Annotated in this window: 15 protein-coding genes and 2 pseudogenes; 6 read left to right on the top strand and 11 right to left on the bottom strand. The window is 56.8% G+C overall.

Annotation, left to right across the window (positions count from 1 at the left end; all coding sequences use genetic code 11):
- Nucleotides 1-28: 28 nt before the first annotated feature.
- Nucleotides 29-1231 (bottom strand): nucleoside permease NupC, encoded by a 1203-nt coding sequence (nupC, locus tag HMPREF3142_RS25110; protein WP_012540950.1) that lies wholly within the window; start codon nt 1229-1231, stop codon nt 29-31.
- Nucleotides 1232-1577: 346 nt separating this feature from the next.
- Between nupC and HMPREF3142_RS25105 the strand changes: the two genes are divergently transcribed.
- Nucleotides 1578-2819, top strand: a complete 1242-nt coding sequence (locus HMPREF3142_RS25105) for an Nramp family divalent metal transporter (protein ID WP_008803886.1) — start codon at nt 1578-1580, stop codon at nt 2817-2819.
- Between the two features lie 57 nt (nt 2820-2876).
- On the opposite strand, the gene HMPREF3142_RS25100 is transcribed toward HMPREF3142_RS25105, so the two are convergent.
- On the bottom strand, nt 2877-3230 hold the full coding sequence (locus HMPREF3142_RS25100) for a DUF2502 domain-containing protein (RefSeq protein ID WP_008803887.1): 354 nt from the start codon (nt 3228-3230) through the stop codon (nt 2877-2879).
- Nucleotides 3231-3360: 130 nt separating this feature from the next.
- Nucleotides 3361-4353 carry an L-glyceraldehyde 3-phosphate reductase gene (gene mgrA / locus HMPREF3142_RS25095; RefSeq protein ID WP_070612846.1) on the bottom strand — a complete coding sequence of 331 codons (993 nt, stop codon included), beginning with the start codon at nt 4351-4353 and terminating at the stop codon, nt 3361-3363.
- Between the two features lie 180 nt (nt 4354-4533).
- Here mgrA and HMPREF3142_RS25090 point away from each other — a divergent pair, with 180 nt between their 5' ends.
- On the top strand, nt 4534-6195 hold the full coding sequence (locus tag HMPREF3142_RS25090) for an alpha-keto acid decarboxylase family protein (RefSeq protein ID WP_070612883.1): 1662 nt from the start codon (nt 4534-4536) through the stop codon (nt 6193-6195).
- Here the strand turns inward: HMPREF3142_RS25090 and HMPREF3142_RS25085 are convergent.
- On the bottom strand, nt 6192-7427 hold the full coding sequence (locus tag HMPREF3142_RS25085; RefSeq protein WP_070612882.1) for an ion channel protein: 1236 nt from the start codon (nt 7425-7427) through the stop codon (nt 6192-6194). The two genes, HMPREF3142_RS25090 and HMPREF3142_RS25085, sit on opposite strands and share 4 nt — an antisense overlap.
- A 263-nt stretch (nt 7428-7690) precedes the next feature.
- On the opposite strand from HMPREF3142_RS25085, the gene glk reads away from it, so the two are divergent.
- Nucleotides 7691-8656 (top strand): glucokinase, encoded by a 966-nt coding sequence (glk, locus tag HMPREF3142_RS25080; protein WP_012540954.1) that lies wholly within the window; start codon nt 7691-7693, stop codon nt 8654-8656.
- 52 nt (nt 8657-8708) lie between these two features.
- On the opposite strand, the gene HMPREF3142_RS25075 is transcribed toward glk, so the two are convergent.
- Nucleotides 8709-9446 (bottom strand): LytR/AlgR family response regulator transcription factor, encoded by a 738-nt coding sequence (locus tag HMPREF3142_RS25075; protein ID WP_023323074.1) that lies wholly within the window; start codon nt 9444-9446, stop codon nt 8709-8711.
- 11 nt (nt 9447-9457) lie between these two features.
- Nucleotides 9458-11155, bottom strand: coding sequence for a sensor histidine kinase (locus HMPREF3142_RS25070; protein WP_070612844.1), 1698 nt, complete (start codon nt 11153-11155; stop codon nt 9458-9460).
- Here HMPREF3142_RS25070 and HMPREF3142_RS30145 point away from each other — a divergent pair.
- Nucleotides 11154-11261 (top strand): annotated as a pseudogene (locus tag HMPREF3142_RS30145) (hypothetical protein); the annotation flags it as partial. The gene HMPREF3142_RS25070 and the pseudogene HMPREF3142_RS30145 overlap by 2 nt on opposite strands.
- Nucleotides 11262-11275: 14 nt before the next feature.
- Here the strand turns inward: HMPREF3142_RS30145 and HMPREF3142_RS28680 are convergent.
- A pseudogene (locus tag HMPREF3142_RS28680) lies at nt 11276-11449 on the bottom strand (phytanoyl-CoA dioxygenase); the annotation flags it as partial.
- Between the two features lie 88 nt (nt 11450-11537).
- Here HMPREF3142_RS28680 and alaC point away from each other — a divergent pair.
- Nucleotides 11538-12752 (top strand): alanine transaminase, encoded by a 1215-nt coding sequence (alaC, locus tag HMPREF3142_RS25060; RefSeq protein WP_070612842.1) that lies wholly within the window; start codon nt 11538-11540, stop codon nt 12750-12752.
- A 70-nt stretch (nt 12753-12822) separates the two neighbouring features.
- Here alaC and ypdK read toward each other — a convergent pair whose 3' ends face one another.
- The 3 genes from ypdK to HMPREF3142_RS25050 all read right to left on the bottom strand — a co-directional run bounded on the left by ypdK (nt 12823) and on the right by HMPREF3142_RS25050 (nt 14884).
- Nucleotides 12823-12894 (bottom strand): membrane protein YpdK, encoded by a 72-nt coding sequence (ypdK, locus tag HMPREF3142_RS29185; protein WP_099119320.1) that lies wholly within the window; start codon nt 12892-12894, stop codon nt 12823-12825.
- Nucleotides 12895-13232: 338 nt separating this feature from the next.
- Nucleotides 13233-14429, bottom strand: a complete 1197-nt coding sequence (locus HMPREF3142_RS25055; protein WP_023298042.1) for a cyanate transporter — start codon at nt 14427-14429, stop codon at nt 13233-13235.
- Nucleotides 14426-14884, bottom strand: a complete 459-nt coding sequence (locus HMPREF3142_RS25050) for a nucleoside deaminase (RefSeq protein ID WP_008803896.1) — start codon at nt 14882-14884, stop codon at nt 14426-14428. Before HMPREF3142_RS25050 ends, HMPREF3142_RS25055 begins: the two co-directional genes overlap by 4 nt.
- Nucleotides 14885-15016: 132 nt before the next feature.
- On the opposite strand from HMPREF3142_RS25050, the gene cynR reads away from it, so the two are divergent.
- Nucleotides 15017-15958 (top strand): transcriptional regulator CynR, encoded by a 942-nt coding sequence (cynR, locus tag HMPREF3142_RS25045; protein WP_008803897.1) that lies wholly within the window; start codon nt 15017-15019, stop codon nt 15956-15958.
- Here the strand turns inward: cynR and HMPREF3142_RS25040 are convergent.
- Nucleotides 15955-16815 (bottom strand): hypothetical protein, encoded by an 861-nt coding sequence (locus tag HMPREF3142_RS25040; RefSeq protein WP_023323072.1) that lies wholly within the window; start codon nt 16813-16815, stop codon nt 15955-15957. The genes cynR and HMPREF3142_RS25040 overlap by 4 nt on opposite strands.
- Nucleotides 16816-17154 lie beyond the last annotated feature (339 nt).

Raw genomic sequence — 17154 nt, 5'->3', positions numbered from 1 at the left:
GTTGCCCGGCTCAGATGACAGGCGCCTGTTACAGAACCAGTGCCGCAATCGAAGCGGACAGCACGCTAACCAGCGTGGAGCCGTAGACCAGCTTCAGACCGAAGCGAGAAACCACGTTACCCTGTTCTTCGTTCAAGCCTTTGATCGCCCCGGCGATGATGCCGATAGATGAGAAGTTGGCGAAGGAGACCAGGAAGATAGAGATAATGCCTTCCGCACGCGGAGAGAGCGTCGAGGCGATTTTCTGCAGATCCATCATGGCGACGAATTCGTTGGAGACCAGCTTGGTGGCCATAATACTGCCCACCTGCAGCGCTTCGCTTGCCGGCACACCCATCACCCAGGCAACCGGGTAGAAGATATAGCCGAGGATCCCCTGGAAGGAGATGCTGTAGCCGAACCAGCCGGTCACGGTGGCGAACAGGGCGTTCAGGGCCGAGATCAGTGCGATGAAGCCGATCAGCATCGCCGCCACGATAATCGCGACTTTAAAGCCCGCCAGAATGTACTCGCCCAGCATTTCGAAGAAGCTCTGGCCTTCGTGCAGATTCGACATCTGCAGATTTTCTTCGCTCTCTTCCACGCGGTACGGGTTAATCAATGACAGAACGATAAAGGTGCTGAACATGTTGAGCACCAGCGCCGCGACGACATACTTCGGCTGCAGCATGGTCATGTACGCGCCTACGATCGACATCGACACGGTGGACATCGCCGTCGCCGCCATGGTGTACATGCGGTTGCGCGACATTTTGCCGAGAATATCTTTATAGGCGATAAAGTTTTCCGACTGACCGAGGATCAGCGAGCTCACGGCGTTGAAGGATTCCAGCTTGCCCATGCCGTTGATTTTCGACAGAACGGTACCGATGGCGCGGATGACAATCGGCAGGATACGAATATGCTGCAAAATACCGATCAACGCGGAAATGAAGACGATAGGGCACAGAACCTTAAGGAAGAAGAAGGCCAGACCTTTATCGTTCATGCTGCCGAACACGAAGTTTGTCCCTTCGTTGGCAAACCCGAGAAGCTTTTCAAACATCTCAGAGAAGCCTTTCACAAAACCCAGACCAATATCGGAGTTCAGGAAGAACCAGGCCAGCAGGACTTCGATGACAAGCAGTTGAACAACATAACGAATACGGATCTTTTTACGGTCGTGACTGACCAACAGGGCCAGTATAGCCACCACAACGATCGCGAGGACAAAATGCAAGACGCGGTCCATAGTTGCTCCAAATATGAGGCAGGTTAAATTTCCGTGCACATTCTATGCAACGGCTTTAAAGAAAACGAGATCAATTGCACACTATTGCAAGGAACTGTGACCAATGGCAAAAATAGTGATCAAACATCCACTTTTGTTATGTTACGTAAAGGTTTTAAAAGTTGCATTCTTGTACTACTCTTAGTACTGGGCACGCTCTCGTGTTCTAACGCCCGTTTCTCATTTCCGGCCAGCTATTGTTCCCGCCTATCACAGCAATCATTATCTCCATTTTAAATGAACTTGATAATCATTCGCATTTTGATAGCATGAAACATAGCAAAGGCTATATTTCCAGAGGCAGAAGATGACTAGCAGTCGCGTTGAGAATAGCAGTAGTCGCGCCGCGCGCAAGGTGAAGCTCGCCCTCATGGGGCCCGCTTTCGTCGCTGCCATTGGCTATATCGATCCCGGTAATTTCGCCACTAACATTCAGGCTGGCGCCAGCTTTGGCTATCAGCTGCTGTGGGTCGTGGTATGGGCCAACCTGATGGCGATGCTGATCCAGGTGCTCTCTGCCAAACTGGGCATTGCCACCGGCAAAAATCTGGCCGAGCAGATCCGTGACCATTACCCGCGCCCGGTTGTGTGGTTCTATTGGGTGCAGGCGGAAATCATTGCGATGGCCACCGACCTGGCTGAATTTATCGGCGCTGCGATTGGCTTTAAGCTGGTACTGGGCGTGTCGCTTCTGCAGGGGGCGGTGCTGACCGGGGTGGCGACCTTCCTGATCCTGATGCTGCAGCGGCGCGGGCAAAAGCCGCTGGAGAAGGTGATCGGCGGGCTGCTGTTGTTTGTCGCTGTGGCCTATGTCGTGGAGTTGATCTTTTCTCAGCCCGCGCTGGCCCCCCTGACAAAAGGGCTGGTGATCCCTACGCTGCCCAACGGCGAGGCGGTATTCTTAGCCGCCGGGGTACTGGGGGCGACCATTATGCCGCACGTTATCTACTTACATTCCTCGCTTACCCAGCATCTGCACGGCGGTACGCGGAAAGAACGCTATAACGCGACCCGCTGGGATGTGGCGATCGCCATGACCATTGCCGGGTTTGTCAACCTGGCGATGATGGCGACCGCCGCGGCGGCATTCCATTTCAACGGCCATACCGGCGTCGCCGATCTCGATCAGGCTTACAGAACGCTGGAGCCACTGCTGAGCCACGCGGCGGCGACCATCTTTGGTCTGAGCCTGGTCGCTGCAGGTTTATCATCGACGGTAGTGGGTACCCTGGCAGGGCAGGTCGTCATGCAGGGGTTTATCCGCTTTCATATTCCGCTGTGGTTTCGCCGGGCGGTCACCATGCTGCCGTCGTTTGTGGTGATCCTGCTGGGGCTGGATCCTACGCGTATCCTGGTGATGAGTCAGGTGCTGCTGAGCTTTGGTATTGCGCTTGCTCTGGTGCCGCTGCTGATATTTACCAGCAATGCGCAACTGATGGGCGACCTGGTGAATACCCGCTGGGTGAGAGTCACTGGCTGGGTGATTGTCGTCATTGTGGTGAGTCTGAACGGCTGGTTAATTGTGGGATCGCTGCTCGGCGTGGCGTAGTTCTTGACCCGCGCTGGTTAAAGCAAAGGGGAGCCAATGGGCTCCCCTTTTCGTCTGTTAGTGATGACCATGGCCATGGCCACGTCCGCCCGGGCCTCGTCCCCAGCCGCCGCGGTGGTCGTCGCGGTCGCTCCAGCCAGCACGATAGCCGCGCTCCCAGGCTTTATTTTTACCCTTGTCCCAGCCGCGGTGCCAGCCGTTGTCATGTCGATGCCAACGGTTATCACGCCATTCATAGTGACGACGCCAGTAATCACGGTCGCGCCAGCCGCCACCGTCCCAGTAGTTACCGTAATTGTCACGATCGCCTATTTGTAATTTTACCGATGGCAGCAGGGTGATTTCACCAGCGTTAGCGACTAGTGGCGCTGCGGCCAGCAGTACTGCTGCCAGAATCAGTGACCTGAACATACTCTTCTCCTTCACGATCGGGGCCGTAAGCGGCCTGTTAACCTGATATTACGGGCCGGTAAAGACCCGCCGCATCGGACGAACTCCGAAAGCGCAGAAAAGAGCACTTTTTGCTAAAGTAACATTTGCTTTACAGCGCAAGGATGGCGTCGATGGCCGCGCACTCTTCGGTGCTGAAATGGCGATTCTGCAGCATGCCGACGGCATCATCCAGCTGCGCGGTTTTGCTGGCGCCGATCAGCACGGAGGTCACTTTCTCCTCGCGCAGAACCCAGGCCAGCGCCATCTGCGACAGCTTCTGCCCGCGCTCTTCCGCTATCGTATTTAGCTGACGAATTTTTTCTAATCGCGCGGCGGTCAGTTGCTCCGGCTGCAGAAAACGACTGCTGCTGGCGGCGCGAGAGTCGGCCGGGATACCGTTCAGATAGCGATCGGTAAGCTGTCCGCCCGCCAGCGGTGAAAACGCTATACTTCCCACCCCTTCCGTCTGCAGAAAATCCAGCAGCCCCTCTTCCGCACTGCGTTCGAACATCGAATAGCGGGGCTGGTGAATGACGCAGGGCGTACCGAGGTCGTTAAGGATCTTCACCGCCTCCTGCGCCTGGGCCAGCGGATAGTTGGAGATCCCGACGTACAGCGCTTTACCCTGACGGACAAGATGAGCGAGCGCACGCATTGTTTCCGTCAGTGGGGTCTGCGGGTCCGGGCGGTGATGATAAAAAATATCGACATACTCCAGCCCCATGCGCTGCAGGCTCTGGTTAAGACTGGCCACCAGATATTTGCGTGAACCCCAGTCGCCGTACGGGCCGTCCCACATGGTGTAGCCCGCTTTGGTGGAGATGATCAACTCATCGCGATAGGGCTGGAGCGCCTCTTTCAGAATGCGGCCAAAATTGCTCTCTGCTGAACCCGGCGGCGGCCCATAGTTGTTGGCGAGGTCGAAATGAGTTATGCCAAGGTCAAACGCGTGCAGGAGCATCTGCCGGCTGATCTCCACGCGCGTTTCGTCGCCAAAGTTGTGCCACAGGCCGAGAGAAATCGCCGGGAGCTGAAGGCCGCTGCGCCCGCAGCGACGATACTCCATCGTTTGATATCGCGTCGTGCTTGCCTGGTAAACCATTCTTCCTCCGCAGATAAACTAGGGTGTGTATACGTTTACACTAATCAATGTTCTGCATGGAGTACACTGCTTTTTGGGCGTAACTATTGCTTTACACCGGCTTTATCGTCCCCCTTCTGGACAGGCGGATCGCTTATTCAATACTCAAATTACACCTGCACCAAAATGAGGATAATGGACATGCAACCGACCTACACTATTGGGGATTATCTGCTGGATCGCCTCGTTGACTGCGGTATTGACCGCTTGTTCGGCGTACCAGGAGATTACAACTTACAGTTTCTCGATCGCGTCATCGCGCACAGCGCATTAGGCTGGGTCGGCTGCGCCAACGAGCTGAATGCGGCCTATGCCGCTGACGGATATGCGCGCATCAAAGGGGCCGGTGCGCTGCTGACCACCTACGGCGTCGGCGAACTGAGCGTGCTGAACGGCATTGCGGGTAGCTATGCGGAACATATTCCGGTATTGCATATCGTCGGCGCGCCCTCTACCGGCGCTCAGCAGCGTGGCGAACTGCTGCACCATACCCTCGGCGATGGCGATTTTCGCCATTTCGCCCGCATGAGCGAGCAGATCACCTGCAGCCAGGCGCTGCTGACCGCCGGCAACGCCTGCCATGAGATCGACCGTGTCCTGCGCGATATGCTGACGCATCATCGGCCCGGCTATCTGATGCTGCCGGCCGATGTCGCCAGAGCGGCAGCGATTGCCCCGGCCCTGGGCTTGCTGGTGGAGCCTGCTCCGGCGGATGAAAACCAGCTCGCCGGGTTCCGCGAACATGCCAGCCGCCTGCTGCGGGGCAGCCGACGCATTTCTCTGCTGGCGGATTTCCTGGCGCAACGCTATGGCCTGCAGAACACGCTCCGGGAGTGGGTGGCGAAAACCCCCATCGCTCACGCCACCATGCTAATGGGCAAGGGGTTGTTCGATGAGCAGCTGAACGGGTTTGTCGGGACCTATAGCGGGATCGCCAGCGCCCCGCAGACCCGGGAGGCGATTGAAAACGCCGACACCATCATCTGCATTGGTACGCGCTTCACCGACACTATCACCGCGGGATTCACCCAGCATCTGGCGCGGGAGAAGACCATTGAGATCCAGCCCTTCGCCGTCAGGGTGGGCGACCACTGGTTCAGCGGCGTGCCGATGGATCAAGCTCTGGCTGCATTAATGACGCTTTCCGCCCCGCTGGCGGCGGAGTGGGCGGCGCCTCAGGTCGTGGCGCCGGAAGTGGAAGAGGAGGCCGAAGGCGAGTTAACCCAGAAGAATTTCTGGTCGACTGTGCAGGATGCGCTGCGCCCCGGCGATATTATCCTCGCCGATCAGGGGACGGCGGCATTTGGCATCGCGGCGCTTAAGCTTCCCTCTGAGGCATCGCTGATCGTTCAGCCGCTGTGGGGGTCGATTGGTTTTACCCTCCCGGCCGCCTATGGCGCGCAAACCGCGGCGGAAGAGCGGCGGGTGGTGCTGATTGTCGGCGATGGCGCCGCCCAACTGACGATTCAGGAGATGGGCTCTATGCTTCGCGATAAGCAAAAACCGCTTATTCTGTTGCTGAATAACGAAGGGTATACCGTGGAGCGGGCGATTCATGGCCCTGAGCAGCGCTACAATGACATCGCCCTGTGGGACTGGCAGCGGCTGCCGGAAGCCTTCGCCCCGGACGTTGTTTCTCGCTGCTGGCGGGTCACGCACACGGCTGAGCTACGGGAAGCGATGGCGGAAAGCATCACCTCCGATACCCTTACCCTGGTCGAAGTGATGCTACCGAAAATGGATATCCCCGATTTCCTGCGTGCGGTGACGCAGGCGCTGGAGGAACGAAACAGCCGCGTTTAGTCGGTATGTCGTTTGGCAATCATCAACGGCCTCCCGGCCAGCAGCAGCCAGGCCGGGAGCATCACAATGCACAGCAGCGGTAGCAGCGTCGTATCCGGGACCACCACGGCGGCCATAAACAGGCTAAGCCAGCCGTCGCGGGTGACGACCAGCACCATGCCGAGGATCGCGCAGGAGACGGTGATCGCCGCTGGCACGGCATCCACGTGGGCATGCAGCATCAGCCCCAGCGCCACCCCGACGAAGACCGCCGGGAAAATCCGCCCACCGCGGAAACCGCTGGCGGAGGCGAGCACCAGGGCAGCCAGTTTGACCAGCGCGATGAGCAGAAAATCCGCGGCGGTTAGCGTCTGGCTGAAAGCCAGTTGCTGCATCTCATCCAGCCCCTTAAACAGCGTTAAGGGTCCGCCAATGGTCCCGAGGATCCCCAGCAGCAACCCACCGATGCCCAGCGTCAGGATGGGATTTCTCAGGCGATGCATCAGGGCGTGCAGGCGCGGCAGACACCAGACGGCCACCATGCCGACGGCGATAGCAATCAGGGCGACGATCATGCCGCTGATGATATCGACGAAGTGCATCTGGCCATAATGGGGGATCGGCAGCGTGAAATGCGGGTGGAAAAACAGCCCGGTCGTCAGCGCGCCCGCGGCGGCGGCAAGCAGCGGCGCAAAAAGGCGATCCCATAGCGGCGACTCGTTGCTGCTGTTGAGGGTTTGCGAAAAAATCAGCGCGGCGGCCACCGGGGTGCCAAAGAGGGCGCCGATGGTGCCTGAGGCCGCGAGGATGGTCCAGTCCAGCGAGCTGACGCGCGGAAACAGCCGTGAACCGACGGCGACGGCCAGCGCAATATTCACCACCATAATCGGATGCTCCGGGCCGAGACTGACGCCGCCGGCAAGGCCGAGGATCAGCGCGGCCAGCAGCCCAGGCAACGCGCCGGTGGCAATGGGGGCGCCAATGAGCGATTCGGTGGCCGGATCCGGCCCGGCGTGTCCTGGGCTGTAGCGGACTATCAGGCCCACGGCGATCCCTGTCGCCGTGAGCATGGCGATAATCCATAGCGGGCTGTCAGCGCTGATCCCCAACTGGATGGGCAGATTGCTCCACAGCACGCGCTGTAGCAGCGCGGCAACCTTCATCGCGCCGATCAGGATCAGACTGCAGGCGATACCTATCAGGATGGCCGGCACCGACAGGATCAGCATTGTTCTGGCGCGAGGATGGAGCATGAAAATGTCCTTGTCAAAGTTCTGAAGCACTACTTTGCCTTCGTCGGCAGGGGCCGTCGATGCAAATGGTGCTGAAACGATAAAGTTAAGGCGGCGTCTGATTCCCGTGGCGTCATTTACAGACTACCTTGCATAGATTACAAACTAAATGTGACCTGTGTCGCTAAACAAGGGGCGTCTGCGCGTTGGACGTTGTTGTTAAGCCGCCATGAATTTACAGTGTGCCAAAAGAATTATTTTGACTTTAGCGGAGCCGTAACGGAATGACAAAATTTGCTTTAGTAGGAGATGTCGGGGGGACCAACGCCCGCCTGGCGCTATGTGATCTGGCGAGCGGAGAGATCTCTCGTGCTAAGACCTATTCCGGGCTCGATTATCCCAGTCTGGAGGCGGTGGTGCGCGTCTATCTGGAGGAGCACCAGGTGACCGTCAACGAAGGCTGTATCGCCATTGCCTGCCCGATCACCGGCGACTGGGTAGCGATGACCAACCATACCTGGGCCTTCTCCATCGCTGAAATGAAGCGCAACCTTGGCTTTGCCCATCTGGAGATAATTAACGATTTTACCGCCGTTTCCATGGCCATCCCGATGCTGAAAGCCGAGCACCTCATTCAGTTTGGCGGCAGCGCTCCGGTAGCGGGCAAACCGATCGCCGTTTATGGCGCCGGAACCGGGCTTGGCGTGGCGCATCTGGTGCACGTTGACAAGCGCTGGGTCAGCCTGCCGGGCGAAGGCGGTCACGTCGATTTTGCGCCGAACAGCGAAGAAGAGGGGATTATTCTGGAAGAGCTGCGCGCCGAGCTGGGGCATGTTTCCGCAGAACGCGTGCTCTCGGGTCCCGGACTGGTCAATTTGTACCGCGCGATTGTGAAGTCTGATGGCCGCCTGCCGGAAAACCTGCAGCCACGCGAGGTCACCGAGCGAGCGCTGGCGGACAGTTGTACCGACTGTCGCCGGGCGCTATCGCTGTTCTGCGTCATTATGGGCCGCTTCGGCGGAAACCTGGCGCTGACTCTCGGGACCTTTGGCGGCGTGTATATCGCCGGGGGCATCGTGCCGCGCTTCCTGGAGTTCTTTAAAGCCTCCGGCTTCCGCGGCGGTTTTGAAGACAAAGGCCGTTTCAAAGCTTATGTTCAGGATATTCCGGTTTACCTGATCGTGCATGAAAACCCGGGCCTGCTGGGCTCCGGCGCGCATCTGCGTCAGACGCTGGGCCAGGTGTTATAAGCGCATCCCTCCCGGGCTACCGTCGTAGCCCGGATGGCGGGACTTCCCGCCTCTACAGATTCATCAGCTGGCGAAACTCTTTCACTTTACTGCGGCTCACCGGCACCTGAAATTCAAGGTCGCGCAGGCGCAGCACATAGGTATTGTTAAACCACGGCTCAATTTCCCGAATTTTGCTGAGATTTACGCAATACGAGCGGTGGCAGCGGAAGAAATGCGCGGTGGGCAGTTTGCTGCAGAATTCAGTAATGTTCATCGGCATGACGAATGACTCCCGGCGGGTATAGACGAACGTCATCTTTTCATGCGCCTCGGCATAATAAATATCATGGATGCTGGTGACGATTATTCGTTCATCTTTTATCAGATTGATGGTGTCGTTTTCTCGTGGCGCCGCGTTGGTCGCTCCCGCAGCGACGTTATTTTGCTGCTGCCAGGCGGCGGTTAGCTTTTGTAGCATATTGATGATGCGTGACTCCTGGTAGGGCTTCAGGATGTAGTCAAACGCCTCCAGCTCAAAGGCTTCCACGGCGTGCTCTTTCCACGCGGTGATAAAGACGATAAAAGGCTTATGGGCAAACTGGCTGATGTTTTGCGCCAGCAAAACCCCGTCCAGCGACGGAATATTGATATCGAGAAAAATGGCATCGACCTTGTTGTGCTGGAGAAATTTCAGCACGTCCAGGCCATCGTCAAAGCTGCCGACGATCTCCATCTGGCTGTGGGTATTGATAAGCCAGGAGAGCTCCTGCTGAGCCAGAAACTCATCTTCCACAATAATAACTTTCATCTTTTCTCCGCTCATGACAACAGAGACTCCGTCAGCGCCTGCGGCGTGTGGTGATTGGGGACATAAAAGGCGATTTCTGTTCCTGGCGTCAGGGTGCGGATATGCAACCCCTCGCCGTAGAGGAGCTTCACCCGGTGATGAACGTTAAGCAGGCCGATTTTATTTCCCGGCATTTCGTCGGCTTCCACGCGAGCGACCACGGCGGGATCGATGCCGTTGCCAGTGTCGCGAACGCTGATGCGAACCCGATTGCCGCACTCGTTAATGCCGATCGTCACCACCCCCTTGCCTTTACAGGGCTGGATACCATGAACGATGGCATTTTCCACCAGCGGCTGGATAAGCAGGCTCGGGATCACGCAGCTGACGTCGTCGTCAATATCATAGATGACCGTCAGCTTGTCGCCGAATCGCGCCTGTTCAATGGCGATATAATCTTTGATCTGATACAGCTCTCGTTTGATATCAATCTGCTCATCGTCTTTTAATTCGATGTTATAGCGCAGGTAGCGCGACAGATTAAAAATGAGCTGGCGCGCGGTGTCTGGATTAAGGCGAATCGAGGAGGAGATCGCGTTCAGCGCATTAAATAAAAAATGCGGGTTAATTTTGCTTTGCAGGGCGCGCAGCTCCGCTTTATTGGCCATCTCGCGCAGCTGTTCGGCGCGGGAGACTTCCAGCTGGGTGGAGATTATTTGCGACAGGCCAATCGCCATCTCCTGCAGCGTCGAAGTGATGCGATGGGCGTGGCAGTAATAAATTTTTAGCGTGCCGGTCACCACCCCTTTTTCCCACAGCGGGATCACCATCAAGGAGTGGATCTCCGGCGTGCGGTGGGCTTCATCATTGTTTTTTATAATGATTTTCCCATAACGAATCGCCTGCCGGGTGGTAGGGCTGATGACATCGTCGTGGTGTTGATAGTTGGCCTCCCCCACGCCCACGTAGGCCAGCACATGCTCGGTATTGGTGATCGCCACCGCGTCGGCGGTAATGTCGCGGCGGATAATCTCGCATACCTGGCGCAGAGAATCGCTGTTAACGTGACGAAACAGCGGCAGGGTTTTGTTAGCGATATCGAGCGCCAGTTTTGCCTGCCGCGCCGCGCTGGCCTCCTTTTCCCCTTCCACGCTCTGCACCAGCAGCACGATAAAACCGATGCAGACGCTGCCGAGGATCATCGGGATACCAATTTTAGAGACGATATCCAGGCCGAGGCTCAGGGAAGGCGCCCAGACCACCACCAGAATCATGGTCAGAGTCTCACACACCATGCCGGCCAGAATGCCGATTTTCCACCGTTGATTGCGGGCCACTTTACGGTTAATCAATCCTGACAGCAGGCCTGCGACAATGCTGGTGATAAAGCAGGGCACGGCGGTGACGCCATCGATATCAATCAGGTAGCGGTGTACGCCGGCAATCACCCCGACAATTGCCCCTACCCACGGACCAAACAGGATCCCGCCGGACATGACGGCGATAATGCGCACATTCACCAGCGAACCTTCCACCGGGACGCCGGACCAGGTGCTGAACAGGGCAAACAGCGAGAAAATGGCGGTCACGGCCAGCAGCTCTTTCGGCGTATGGGCCGACTTATGCAACAGTTCGCGGAACAGGCGCAGGCGAATGAGGAAAAACAGGCAAATAAGCATCAGGGCCGCACGATCATAGACCGCCAGCATCATCGTGAAAATTTCGTGCATGGGTGTGCCGCGTCAGTGGCCAGAAAAGAACATGATAAAAAACCTGACGGCAGAAGACCAGCCGCAGAAATATAATGAGGAAAAGGCATACTTTTTAAAGGGGATTGGTGGGGGACCACCGCGAGAGCGGCAGCCCTGGCTTTTAACGATAAAATTCTGTGTTAAGAAAGATATCAATATGTTACCACTCTTATACAACTCTGGACTATTCCGGCGATGAACAGCCGTATTTAGCGCCGTCGATACCCGTTTTATATGCCAGGGAAAATTTTTTACCGGCCCTCTCGACAACATGTTTTTTTTCAGGTTATTTTCTAAACGAGCCGCAACAGCGGCAGCGTCGCTCGGACGGTCCGGGCGCTAACGTTAATCAGAGGAACCTATGGCTGAATCCAGTCCTGAACGCCGTTTTACGCGTATCGATCGTCTCCCCCCGTACGTTTTTAATATTACTGGTGAACTGAAAATGGCTGCGCGCCGGCGCGGCGAGGATATTATTGATTTCAGTATGGGCAATCCCGATGGCGCGACGCCGCCGCATATCGTGGAAAAACTTTGCACCGTTGCCCAACGGCCTGATACCCATGGTTACTCTACCTCGCGGGGGATCCCGCGCCTGCGTCGCGCCATTTCACGCTGGTATGAAGAACGCTATAACGTTGACATCGATCCGGAATCGGAAGCGATCGTCACCATTGGTTCGAAAGAGGGGCTGGCGCACCTGATGCTGGCGACCCTGGATCATGGCGACACGGTGCTGGTGCCAAACCCCAGCTATCCGATTCACATCTATGGCGCGGTGATTGCCGGGGCGCAGGTGCGCTCGGTGCCGCTGGTGGAAGGGGTGGATTTCTTTAACGAGCTGGAACGCGCCATCCGCGAGAGTTACCCGAAGCCGAAGATGATGATCCTTGGCTTTCCCTCGAATCCAACGGCGCAGTGTGTGGAGCTGGACTTCTTTGAAAAGGTCGTCGCCCTGGCGAAGCAGTATGACATCCTGGTCGTCCACGATCTGGCCTATGCCGATATCGTGTATGACGGCTGGAAAGCGCCCTCCATCATGCAGGTGCCCGGCGCGCGTGATGTCGCCGTCGAGTTCTTTACCCTGTCGAAAAGCTATAACATGGCCGGCTGGCGCATTGGCTTTATGGTCGGCAACAAGACCCTGGTGAATGCCCTCGCTCGCATCAAAAGCTATCACGACTATGGCACGTTTACGCCGCTGCAGGTGGCGGCGATCGCTGCCCTTGAGGGCGATCAGCAGTGCGTGCGTGAAATTGCCGAACAATATAAGCGCCGTCGCGATGTGCTGGTGAAAGGGCTCCACGAAGCCGGCTGGATGGTGGAATGTCCGAAAGCGTCCATGTACGTCTGGGCGAAAATACCGGAACCTTACGCTGCCATGGGCTCGCTGGAGTTTGCGAAAAAGTTGCTTAATGAAGCGAAGGTCTGCGTCTCGCCGGGGATAGGCTTTGGCGACTATGGCGATACTCACGTCCGCTTCGCGCTGATCGAAAACCGGGACCGTACGCGCCAGGCGATCCGCGGCATCAAGGCGATGTTCCGCGCCGATGGCTTGCTGCCCGCCGCGAGCTAGCGCTTCGGCGAATACGCCATAACAAAAACGGGAGCCAGTGGGCTCCCGTTTTTTTTGACACCGCTGCAGTCTAGATCATCAGGGCAAAAGTACCGGCCCAAACGATGACCATAAAAGAGAGGCCCATAAAGAAGTATTTCACGATTCATCACTCCACGCGCTTGTGCGACGTTCAAATGAATTAATTGTTCTGTTATTCCTGGGCTGTCGCAGGTGAAAAATCACGTTGCGGCAGCTCGCAATTCTGTGCGCTTTGTGCTCCAGATGGCGCTAATGTACGCCTAAAAAATGAGGGAAACAAGTGGCATTTTTTTATTAATTTTTAGTTACTTAGGAGTGTCGTGATTCGGCGACACATTAATTTCACCCGGTAATAAATTTCACGCCAGCGACGCTGTTAAAACGGATTTTGGCGATGGGCAAAATGGAGGACGGCCAGCGAGGGCGCACGCAATTTCTTTGCTACGCGCCGCCGCCGATTTAATGCTGGTCAGAGGCGCGCGGCCGCCACTCGGCCGGGTAGTGAGCTGGTATAAAGCGCAGTGTGAGCGCCATGAGTAGCAGGACGCAGAGCGCATGCCAGGACCAGTCAAGCGTGTAGTTCCCGCTCAGGCTGCGCAACAGACCGGAAAGCCAGGGGGAGAGGCCTGCGATGATAAATCCGATACCCTGCATAAACGCCACCAGCCGGCCGGCTACCGCCGGTTGTCCCGCGTGATCCAGCGCCAGCACCAGGCACAGGGGAAAGGCGCCACCCAGACCCACTCCGCAGGCGATGGCCCACATCGCGGGGACGTGCTGCGGCAGCCAGATGAAGCCGCAGAAGCCAATGAGCTGTAGCGTCAGAGCGAACAGCAGAAGCTGGCGTCGATCATCCTGACGAGCCAGTGCTGGCAGCAGTAGCGCCCCCGCGGTTTGCCCGACGGTCAGCAGCGCCAGCAGTGAGCCGCTGTACTGGGCGCTATCGCCAAGCTGGATATAGTAGGGCGGCAGCCAGGCGATCAGACTGGCGTAACCGGCATTGATCAGTCCGAAATAGAGTCCCAGCGTCCAGGCGCGGCGCTGGCCAATAATCGCGACCCGGGGGGAAGCGCTGGTCTGATGCGGTGCGCGAGGCAATTGCCGGCAAATCGCCAGCCAGCCGAGCAGGGCCAGCAGGGCAGGGAGCGCCCACCAGGCCAGCGCCTGGTGCCAGACCGTACTGCGTGACGCCAGCCATGGCGTGAACGCAGCGCCTAACCCGCCGCCGCCCATCAGCGCCGCCGACCATAGTCCCATCACCAGCGGCGTACGCCGGGCGAACAGACGCTTTATCACCGCCGGGATGGCGGCCTGGATAATGCCGATGCCAATTCCCCCCGCAAGGGCGCTGCTGAGCAGCAAACCGCTATGTGGGGCGCTTTCCCGCAGCAGGGCACCCGCCGCGATAATCAGCAGGCTCAGCGCAATGCTGCGGTTTTGACCAACAGTGCGATCGACCCAGCCGCCGGCCAGCGCCAGCACGCCCATCGCGATGACCGGCAGGGCGGTGAGGAGCGCGACCAGGGTATAGCTCATCCCGCTGGCGGCGCGGATATCCGGCAGCAAGGGACCTATCGAGGTGAGCAGCGGACGCATGTTTATCCCAATGAGTACCAGGACACACAGCGTCAGATTCTGTCGCAGCATGGGCGTCATGGTTGCTGTTCCGCCCAGCGCTGATAAAGTGCCGGCCCCTCCGGCTGCGGGCAGTGGTGGATTGGCAGCGTCTGCCGGGACAGCGGCTGCTGCAGCTGCTGATAAATCGCGGTGGTTGAGAGCTGAAAGGGTTCGCCATCCTGATTACTGTTGGCGAAAAATACTTCCCGCACGCCGGTTAAATAGAGTGCGCTCAGGCACATAGGACAAGGTTGCCCGCTGGCATAGATAACGCATTCGCGCAGCACCTCGCTTCCCAGTCTGGCGGCAAGCTCGCGAACGGCATTCAGTTCGGCATGCGCCGTTGGGTCACCGTTCAGATGAAAGGTATTGACGGCTTCGGCGACAATCTCATCATGCCGCACCAGAACGGCGCCGAAGGGGCGGCCACCGTCAGCAATATTTTGTTTTGCCAGCGCTAATGCGCGCTGGAGATAGCGATCGTCAGCGGACATAGTCACTCCTGCATAAGATGATGTTGATGGTGAAAAACGCAGAGGATGGTAGGTAGAGAGTACGTATCTTGTTTCATAAGTTAAAAGACTTATTTATGATGAACCCTATTTGAATTGCTTATAGGTAAGCGGATGCTCCTGCGCCATCTTTCCTACTTTATCGCCGTGGCAGAACATCGTGGATTTACCCGCGCCGCCGCGGCGCTCCATGTCTCCCAGCCTGCGCTGTCACAGCAGATCCGCCAGCTGGAAGCGATGCTGGAGGTTCAGCTCTTTGACCGCTCTGGTCGTTATACCCGCCTGACCGATGCCGGAGAGATCTGGCTGGAGTATGCCCGCCGCGTGTTACGCGATCTTGAGGAGGGGCGGCGCGCCCTGCACGACGCAGAAGATCTGCAGCGTGGTAAACTCCGCATCGCCATGACGCCGACCTTTACCACTTACATGCTGGGGCCGCTGGTGGAGGCGTACTATCGACGCTACCCCGGAGTGAAATTGCTTATCCAGGAGATGAACCAGGAGCGGATGGAAACGATGCTCCTGGAGGATGAACTGGATGTGGGAATTGCCTTTGGCGAGAGCCTCTCGCGGGATATTGTGGTTCAGCCGCTGCTGACGGAAACCCTCGCGCTGGTGGTGAGCCGTGCGCATCCGCTGGCTCATGAAAGCCACCTGCAGCTGCAGGCTCTTGACGCACAGCCGCTGATTTTACTGAGCAGCGAGTTTGCCACCCGGGAGCAAATCAACCGCTATTGTCGCCGCCATCGGCTCGAACCTGACGTGCGGATGGAGGCCAACTCCATCGGCGCCGTACTAACGGTTATTCGCGGCACGCCGCTTGCGACGCTGCTGCCAGCGGCGATCGCCGGACAGTATGATGACCTCGTGGCCATTGAGCTTAAGCCCGCGCTGCTGCAGCGCACGGCCTGTTTGCTGCAGCGCCAGGGCGCATGGCAGAGCGCTGCGGCGCGCGAATTCATTGCGCTGGCGCGGGAGATCGCGGTAACGCTTGAGCAGGAAAACGGCCAGGCCCTGTATGAGGACCTGCGTCACTTGCCGACGAGCCTGGACTAACGATCGGCTTCGCTGAGGATATCGGCCTCATCGGGCAGGGTATTCTCCCGGAGCATGCCCTCTTCTTTGAGCCTTTCCAGTACGTGATGAAAGAGCTGAGTCTTGTCTGGCTCGGCCATATTCTGTAATTTCTCATTAAATACGGTATGGGACTGAATAAGGTAATGGATAAATTCCAGCAATACCTCATTTTGCGGCAGGACGGTTAATTCCTGATGGATGTAACTGGTTTGTTCCAGCAGCGAATTTTTTGTCACGTCCATAGGCCGGGCGCTAATACTGTGAGCGTATATTTTCTCAATGGCCTGGCTGGTGATATAGATGCGGTTCAATGATATAGCAGAGTATTCGTCTTCATCCGGAATGAAATGACAATAGACAAACGGTTTGTCGGGCAGCATCATGCTGAGTCTGTTTTCGTAAAGAATATCATCAGGCGTCTCCAGTAGCGCCATTAAATTCCGACTGTGTGGGTGCCAGAGTCCGGATGCGGACACTTTTACGTTAAACTGCGTCACCGTATTTCCGCGTAATGTTTCCACCATCGGAATATCGTCATCAAGCCGCAGAATGCTGCGGATATGGGAGTGGGGTGACCAGAAAGTCTCCACTTCCTCGGCAGAGGTAAGCGGATTAAGCGCGGTGGTCACGTCTTTTTCCTGATGAGAAAGGACGGCTATTTTTAATGTTCCCCGCGTCGGATTAAGCTTCAGACAGAGATTGATCGCACCAATATCATGCCAGTGAAGAATGTCTTCAAGTTCGCAGTTTAATAATTTTTGCGCCCGCGCCAGAGAGCAATACTCCATTGGCGGTAAATTATTTAGCTTCCAGATATTCCGTTCTGTAATATTCATAAGAATTGTACGTCGATGAAAAAATAAATCGCCATGGTGAGCAAAAAGCATCGATGACAAGGATTTATTCTTCCCGCTGACTTCCTTTACCTGATTAAAAAAAACCATTCACATTGAGAATAATATGTCGATAAGTTGGCTGTTTTTATTGTTTTGCTGCCGCGTATTTACTTTATCCCGTTATCTTATCATCTCTTATTCGTAGAGAAAAATAGTTTGCTCAATATAAGCATTTCTTTCTGGCAGGAATCTTTTTGCAGGAATGTTGAAGGCGAGCACGAGCGGAGTACGAAGAAAGGGACAGTCAATTGGCGACCTTCGTGGTCGGCAGGGGGGGGG

The organism is Klebsiella sp. HMSC16C06, from assembly GCF_001808325.1.
GTDB classification, from domain to species: domain Bacteria; phylum Pseudomonadota; class Gammaproteobacteria; order Enterobacterales; family Enterobacteriaceae; genus Klebsiella; species Klebsiella variicola.
Note: the sequence above shows the minus strand (reverse complement) of the source record. Positions and strands in the feature narration are given on the sequence as shown.